Here is a 7,017-nt window from a genome sequence, read left to right as displayed (position 1 = left end):
AATGGGATTTTTGCCTGCAAGCCCATGTTTTCATACGGTCAGCGCAGTGAATGCGCAGACCTACTGAACAGTTACATCACATCATATTGATTCAGATTTTCCTTATAGGATTCATCTTTGCTGATCGCATGATTATGGAATAATTCTTCTGTATGTTCACTTCGGTCATAGTATGCTGCAAGCATATTTACTGCCATTGACTTGCCAAATCTTCTCGGACGGCTTACGCAGATATACTTCTGCTCTGTGCAAAGAGCTTCGTTGGTCCTTGCTATCAATTCGCTTTTATCTACATATATTTTAGATCGAAGACTGCCTCGAAATGAAAGATTCCCCGGATTCAAATAACTTCCCATATCTGCACCTCCCTCTGATATTCATACCTGTTATTCCTTCATACTAACACATTTCCCTGGATAATAAAACAGAAATATGACAGCGTCCACCACAAACCAGCCATTTTCCATAACCGGGCCGTCTTCCAGGCGCTGAAACAACAGAATAAAGCTCCAGTAGATCCAGCCTTCCCAGTTCTGATCCGAGTTGTGTCTCATAAAACGTTCTTCCGGCTGATTAAACGAAAAACCTTCGAAAGTCAGAAATCCTTTTTCTTTCAAAAACGCTTTCAAATCCTCTACCTTCAGTACCATTGCTTCTTTTTCTATGAACAACTATTCATGTGTTTATATTGGCACATTTTAAAATAATGCCAAGCAAAAAAAGCAGACCATACCATTTCGTATGATCTGCTTCCTGTTCCATTTGCACTATTCTGTTTTACGGAATCATCACCAGTCTTTCACTGATCCGTCAAATGCCCGCTTTGCAGCGTTGCTTCCCCGTTCATTTGCCGGATACAGCTCCGCTGCATCCTCTGCAAGCTCCACACCGATACCTGGCGCATCCGGAATCATCATGCAGCCATTTTCAAATCGCAGCGGTTCCTTCACCATCCTATCCTCCGCACCATTCAGGCAGAAACCGGGAAGCTCCTGAATGCCCAGATTCGGAATGCTTGCGCAGATCTGCAGACATGCAGCCGTGGATACCGGTCCCAGCGGATTATGCGGAATTACCAGTACATCGTTGGCTTCTGCCACTGCACAGATCTTCTTGCTTGTGGTGATGCCACCTACCGCACATACATCTGGACGGATATAGCGAGCGGCATGACGATGCATCAGCATTTCAAACTCACTCAGATTGATGAAACGCTCGCCAGTGGCGATGGGCACCGCAACCTGAGCAGCCACCTGTGCCATGGAGTCAATATTGTCCGGTGTAATCGGATCTTCCAATACCATCGGGCGATATTTCTCTACTTCCCGTCCAAATGCAATCGCCTCTGGTACGGTCATGCCGCGATGTACCTCCAGCACGAAATCGAAATCGGGACCAACTGCCTCTCTGCAGATCCGAACCTTTTCCAGTTCCTCCTCGATTCGTCCGGAAAAGAATTCATCCCGCCCGTCATTGCGGCTGGAAACAGGACCGTTGACAAAGATTTTGGCTGCCGTGAACCCCTGTTTTTTCAGTTCCTGATAACTTCTGGTCAGACTTTCCGGATCGGTCTCCTTAGTCATGACAGATGCATATACACGTACCTTATCCCTTGTTTTACCACCAAGAAGTTCGTATACCGGAACTCCCAGCGCCTTGCCTTTGATATCCCACAATGCAATATCAATGGCAGAAATCGCACTCATAATAACTGATCCCCTGAAATATACGGAACGGTAGAAGTTCTGATTCAGGTCTTCAATCCGAAAAGGATCCTTACCAATCAGATACGAAGTAAACTTGTTGATAGCTGCGGCTGTCGCATCCAGATATCCCCAGTTTCCTGCCTCTCCCAGTCCCACGATGCCAGCATCCGTATATATATGAACAAACAGATAATGCTTGGCATAGATTAATTTAACGTCCGTGATCTTCAATTTATTTCCTCCTTTTTATGTCAACCTGTAAATTCAGGCTAAATATGGCTTCAGAAAACTGCAGTGAAGCTGCAAGGCTTTTTCCCAGCCAGGTGTACGGTTTACCGTAAATCCATGCATTGCCTCTGAGATACGTGTGGCCGTTACCGTCACGCCGGCAGCAGCCAGTTTATGGCCAAACCGCTCGGTGTCCTCCATCAGACTGTCTTCTCCAGCCGATATAACCAGACTCGGCGAAAAACTGCCAAGAACTTCCGATGATGCTTTCAGCGGAGAACACAATGGATCTGCCGGATCTGCCGTCCCCACATAAAAATCCGTATACAGCTTCTCAGTCTGCGCACGCTTCACCCAGAATTCATTTTTCTGCAATTCCGGAGGCAGGCGTTCAATCGGATTCACGGTATTGTCCGCCGGGAAGTATTCCATCAGCAATGCACAGGGCGAGAATTCCTGCTGTTCCGCATTTTTAATGCAGGCAGCAGCCACCAGATTGCCTCCGGCACTGTGTCCCGCCATCGCGATGCGTGACCGGTCGATGCCCAGTTCCTCTGCATGGGAATATGCATAAACCGCAATCCCATAGCTTTCCTCCACCGCTGCCGGAAACGGATGTTCCGGAGCCGTGCAGTAATCAATATCCCAAACCAGACAGTTTAACTGCTGCATCAGATAACAGCAGTACCGGCGATCCCGGTCTGTCCGTCCTTTGATAAAACCACCGCCGTGAAAATTCAGAATCAGCGCCGCCTGATCCGGAAGGCTGTCCGGACGCTCTTCATACACATGAACCTTACGGCCCCCGCCGATATCAATGTACAGTTCCTGTTCTGTCCCCGGCAGCGCAGCAAGTTCTTCTGCGCTGACCGACCCGAACCGATCTCTCTGACGGATCACTTCCGCCTGTCTGATCATTTCTTCTCTTGTCATGGTTATCCTCCTAACAGCCTGATCCTGACTTTTCTCGATTTTAAAATGCAGGGAATACCGTCATGGTATATGCAATATAAACGATCGGGAGTATCAGGGTAATGATCGAGCCGCTCTTGACGATAGACTTCAGATCATATCCGCCATCTGCCATACACATTGCAACTGCCGGAGTTGCCATTGGTGTCATAAATGCAGTCAGGCTGCCTGCATTCACCAGCAGGATCAGTCCTATGGGATTTGCTCCCAGGGAGCTGCTGGTCAAAAGACAGATCGGGACAAAGACTGCTGAAACTGCACGGTTCAGCATAAACTGCGTCAGCAGGAACGGAATGATGAAGAACAGTGCCCCGAGAACGTAATTATTATGGGTTCCACCTACTGCTGTTGCCAGCGCATCTCCGATCATATTGCCGGCACCGGTGTTTGTCAGTGCGGTACCAAGTGACAGTGCACCAACAAATAACATCAGCATATCCCACGGAATATCACGAAGAGCATTTTTCTGATCTACTACGCCGAACAGGACCATAATCAGGCTTCCTACCAGTGCAATAAACCAGGTTGGCTGCTTTAACTGAGCAGAGAAAATCAATGCAAGGATCGTCCCAAAGAAGGTAATGATACCGATTTTATCAGTCATTGGAGAAAGCTTCTTAGCTGCAGCGCCTCCATTCTCTTTGGTTGCAATCGGGATAACTGGATTCTTCGGCGTACATTTCGGTCCGATGAACATTGCCCATGCAATAGATACAATCAGAATCGGCCATGAGCCGATCAGGAAGTTCATCGGATTAAATGTCATACCGACGAAGCCATAACTCTCCATAAATCCGGTAAACTGTCCAGCCATCTGAATTGCAGTCGGAAGCGGCAGGATACCACAGCAGGAAATGCACACAACCATAATTGGGAACATATAAGTAGATCGACTGTTATCTGTCTTGTCACAAAGTGCTGTCAGTAACGGGCTTACGATTGCATACACAACCATAGGACTGGCAATAAAGTTAGTCAGAATCGCTGCCAGAAGCAGATACCCCAGATAAGCCATTTTAAAAGAACCACCGGTTACCTTCATAATACCACTGCACATACTGTCAACCAGAGACGTGCGGCGGAAACCGGATGCCACGATGAACATGGTTGCCATCAGGATGGTGTTGTTGTTGGAAAAACCGCTCAGTGCACCTGCAGCATCAATACACCCGGTTGCGAACAGAGCTGACATGGAAATCATTGCAGTAATCCACATGGGAATCTTGTTCAGCATATAGCTGACAAGGGTTGCAGCAAAAATTACGATACAGATCATCATTTGTGTTGTCATGATAATATCCCTTTCTTTTTTGTATACACCTGATTCTCATGACAGCCATTTCCCGGGCAGCGGCTGTCACCCATGTCTACAATTTAACAGATCCTTCTGATTCTGTCGTGGATATAATTAACATATTTTCTGCCATCCGAACACGGAATGATGCCTGCTTTTCCGACAACACTATATGCATCGTCTCATTTCATCCAAATATTTTCCCTGTCTTATTTTCCTGATATTCCATGTGTGATTGATAAAAGCGAAAGATTTTTCGAAAATATGTTGTGCATTTTCACAAGAAAATAATTGACACTCAGACAAAACATAGATTAATATAACAACAGGATCACAGATTCCGATGCTCATCCAAACAAATGGAACATGGAAATTATTTGGATTTTATTTTGGGGAGGATTATATATGGATCAGCTTCACTTTGACATGCAGTGGCCACGGGATAACCTTTATCTGTCCTGCTTTTCCCACGAAGTCATGAATTACCGTTATCACTGGCACCCGGATGAATATGAACTGGGTATTCTGCTTCATGGCACGCAGGAATTCTGCTGTAATACGGAAACCAACGTTTTTCAGGAAGATGACATTGTTCTGATTGATCCCGGATCCGGTCACGCATCATTCAGCCGGGAAGCCAATACCTGCGCACTGGTTCTCCATTTTTCTGCCGATGCGTTCAAACAATTCCTGAAGAAAGAAACCAGGTTCAGTTTCCATAACTGTCACACCACAACCGAGACCAGAGATGCCATACCTTATCGCTGGCTTCGTTTCTATGCAGCCCAGATTCTGGATGCTGCGATCCAAGGCGGACCCTATGCCCAGCTGACAGCAAAAGCCAGTATGGAGATGATACTTTCCATCCTGTGCCGCCACTTCCAGCCGGAAGCCGTGAGATCTCTTCCGGAACAGGACGAACAGCATGCCAAACTGGTGCATCGCCTTCTCAACTACATCGATCAGCACTATAATGAAAAACTGTCGCTGGAAGAGCTGTCACAGTTTGCCCAGTACAACCGCACCTACATTTCCACTCTTTTCAAAAATACTGTGGGGGTGAATTTCTATGAATATCTGACACGGGTGCGTTTTCAGAATGCGTTGATTGAACTGGCCACCACTGATAAAAATCTGACTGAAATCGCATTGGATAACGGATTTTCTGATTTAAAAAGCTTCAATAAGCGTTTTCGTGAGACACTGCACCGCTCTCCCAGTGAATACCGGGCCCAGTTGCTTCCCGGTCATGTTCTCGGTGATTCCACAAGACGTTATCTTACCAGCAGCGACGTACTTGTTCAGAAAAAACTGAAAGAATACCTGAACTGGTCAAAAGAGAGAGCATAAGAAAAAGCATACCATTTCGCATGTTACTGCTTGTGAAGTTTCGTAACTGTTCAAAGAATTTCACGCATTACTATTTGGGAGGGACGAAACGAAACTGGATAAATATTTGGAAAAGTATAGTGAGAGCAAGATAGAATCATTTTGTAATGGAATAAAAAGGGATATCACTCCGGTCAAGAATGCGATATCCCTTTCTGTAAGTTCTGGATTTGTTGAAGGAAACAACAACAAATTCAAAGTCCTCAAACGTATTGTATATGGTAGAAGCGGATTAGCTCTTTCACTATTTTTCCCTATCCCATACCATTACATAATCCTTTTCGCCGGTAGCTTCATCCAGACTTTCACATTGAATCTCAAATTTCTCTCTTTGATAGAAACGTATTGCCCGTATGTTCTTCTGGTACACATTTAAGTGCAATTTGGTCTTTTTCGCTTTTGCATAATCCAGCAGATGTTTCCCTATCCCCTGTGACTGCAGTTTATCCGATACGAAAATTCCTTCAATATACTTGCCATTTAGTCCTATAAAACCTTGTATTTCCTGGTCGCTTTCATACACATAGACTTCTGCCTGAGACAACAGTTCTTTCACTAATTCGAAATTATTTTTCCAATATTGGGCAGGAATAAATTTATGTGCTTTTAAATTCGTGTCTAACCATATATCAGCTACGCTGTTTATATCTGCTTTCTGTAATTTTCTAATCATTTTTCACCAATACACTTACTTCTTCATTCGGAATTTTTACCGTCTTACTGAACCACTATATATTAGTAAATTTATAAGTCGCTATGAATTTTCATAGTCTGGCATTTCACCGATTGTCCACCAGAATATGCGCATGATCCTTTACCGCTCCTGCACTTCCTTGCCGCTTATATGTTCAATTTCGATTTCGAAAATCTGCACCGCTTTCCCGGCCTGAGCAATTTCTTCATCAACCAGCTGTTCGTTCGGATAATATTTCATTGCAAACCGTTTTAAGAACGCCGTTGCTTTTTCTCCAGCTTCCATCAGATGACATCTACCAAATACAACGACACTCTGCATAAACGGTGCCCAGGCCTCTTCCTTAATGGTTTCATTTCCATAAACCGTAAAGCATATCTTGTCGTTGGCTCGCAAAGCATCTACTTTGTGTCCTGCCCGTGCCCCATGAAAATAGATTTTCTGGTTCTCCCTGTCATAAAAATAATTGACCGGAATCGCATAGGGGTAACCATCATCTCCATTCACTGCAAGAACACCTCTCCGGCTGTTCTGCAAAAGATTTTCCGCTGCGTTGATATCAATTTCATTTCTCTTTTTCCGAATTGTCCGAAACATAATTTTCCTCCTTAACTTGTCCTATTTCGATTTTACTTCAGAAACATTTGTACCAGATTGCGTAACTGTTCAGTACCCTCACAGTTACGGGCAAAAATCCATTGAAAATTGCCTTCGGCAATGGGATTTTTGCCTGC

The 7,017-nt window shown here is 44.9% G+C and carries 8 protein-coding genes and 1 pseudogene; 2 read left to right on the top strand and 7 right to left on the bottom strand.

The annotated features are described in order from the left end of the window. Positions 1–71: 71 nt before the first annotated feature. The 5 genes from WMO41_RS15630 to WMO41_RS15610 all read right to left on the bottom strand — a co-directional run bounded on the left by WMO41_RS15630 (position 72) and on the right by WMO41_RS15610 (position 4,197). Positions 72–356 carry an AAA family ATPase gene (locus tag WMO41_RS15630; protein ID WP_349230562.1) on the bottom strand — a complete coding sequence of 95 codons (285 nt, stop codon included), beginning with the start codon at positions 354–356 and terminating at the stop codon, positions 72–74. A 30-nt stretch (positions 357–386) separates the two neighbouring features. Next, on the bottom strand, positions 387–650 hold the full coding sequence (locus WMO41_RS15625) for a hypothetical protein (protein WP_349230561.1): 264 nt from the start codon (positions 648–650) through the stop codon (positions 387–389). Between the two features lie 138 nt (positions 651–788). Further along, on the bottom strand, positions 789–1,937 hold the full coding sequence (locus WMO41_RS15620; protein WP_349230560.1) for a mandelate racemase/muconate lactonizing enzyme family protein: 1,149 nt from the start codon (positions 1,935–1,937) through the stop codon (positions 789–791). Between the two features lie 33 nt (positions 1,938–1,970). Further along, positions 1,971–2,867: an alpha/beta hydrolase gene (locus tag WMO41_RS15615; RefSeq protein WP_349230559.1), complete on the bottom strand. Its 897-nt coding sequence runs from the start codon at positions 2,865–2,867 to the stop codon at positions 1,971–1,973. Between the two features lie 40 nt (positions 2,868–2,907). Further along, a complete protein-coding gene (locus tag WMO41_RS15610; protein ID WP_349230558.1) occupies positions 2,908–4,197 on the bottom strand; it encodes an SLC13 family permease in 1,290 nt (429 codons plus the stop codon). 408 nt (positions 4,198–4,605) lie between these two features. Here WMO41_RS15610 and WMO41_RS15605 point away from each other — a divergent pair, with 408 nt between their 5' ends. Continuing rightward, on the top strand, positions 4,606–5,550 hold the full coding sequence (locus tag WMO41_RS15605; RefSeq protein WP_349230557.1) for a helix-turn-helix domain-containing protein: 945 nt from the start codon (positions 4,606–4,608) through the stop codon (positions 5,548–5,550). 46 nt (positions 5,551–5,596) lie between these two features. Beyond that, positions 5,597–5,800 (top strand): annotated as a pseudogene (locus tag WMO41_RS15940) (transposase); the annotation flags it as partial. Positions 5,801–5,833: 33 nt separating this feature from the next. Here the strand turns inward: WMO41_RS15940 and WMO41_RS15600 are convergent. Together WMO41_RS15600 and WMO41_RS15595 are read right to left on the bottom strand one after the other, a co-directional pair. Next, entirely contained in the window at positions 5,834–6,262 is a 429-nt protein-coding gene (locus WMO41_RS15600) for a GNAT family N-acetyltransferase (protein ID WP_349230556.1), read from the bottom strand. 141 nt (positions 6,263–6,403) lie between these two features. Continuing rightward, a complete protein-coding gene (locus WMO41_RS15595; protein WP_349230555.1) occupies positions 6,404–6,880 on the bottom strand; it encodes a pyridoxamine 5'-phosphate oxidase family protein in 477 nt (158 codons plus the stop codon). Positions 6,881–7,017: the final 137 nt, after the last annotated feature.

The sequence above is a fragment of the Ventrimonas faecis genome (assembly GCF_040096075.1).
GTDB lineage: Bacteria > Bacillota > Clostridia > Lachnospirales > Lachnospiraceae > Brotaphodocola > Brotaphodocola faecis.
This window is presented reverse-complemented; position numbering and strand designations above follow the sequence as displayed.

What these genes read in the sequence shown, in the direction of transcription:
- WMO41_RS15630 (WP_349230562.1), bottom strand. Translation starts at nt 356, where the DNA reads ATGGGAAGTTATTTGAATCCGGGGAATCTTTCATTTCGAGGCAGTCTT.
- WMO41_RS15625 (WP_349230561.1), bottom strand. Translation starts at nt 650, where the DNA reads ATGGTACTGAAGGTAGAGGATTTGAAAGCGTTTTTGAAAGAAAAAGGA.
- WMO41_RS15615 (WP_349230559.1), bottom strand. Translation starts at nt 2,867, where the DNA reads ATGACAAGAGAAGAAATGATCAGACAGGCGGAAGTGATCCGTCAGAGA.
- WMO41_RS15610 (WP_349230558.1), bottom strand. Translation starts at nt 4,197, where the DNA reads ATGACAACACAAATGATGATCTGTATCGTAATTTTTGCTGCAACCCTT.
- WMO41_RS15605 (WP_349230557.1), top strand. Translation starts at nt 4,606, where the DNA reads ATGGATCAGCTTCACTTTGACATGCAGTGGCCACGGGATAACCTTTAT.
- WMO41_RS15600 (WP_349230556.1), bottom strand. Translation starts at nt 6,262, where the DNA reads ATGATTAGAAAATTACAGAAAGCAGATATAAACAGCGTAGCTGATATA.
- WMO41_RS15595 (WP_349230555.1), bottom strand. Translation starts at nt 6,880, where the DNA reads ATGTTTCGGACAATTCGGAAAAAGAGAAATGAAATTGATATCAACGCA.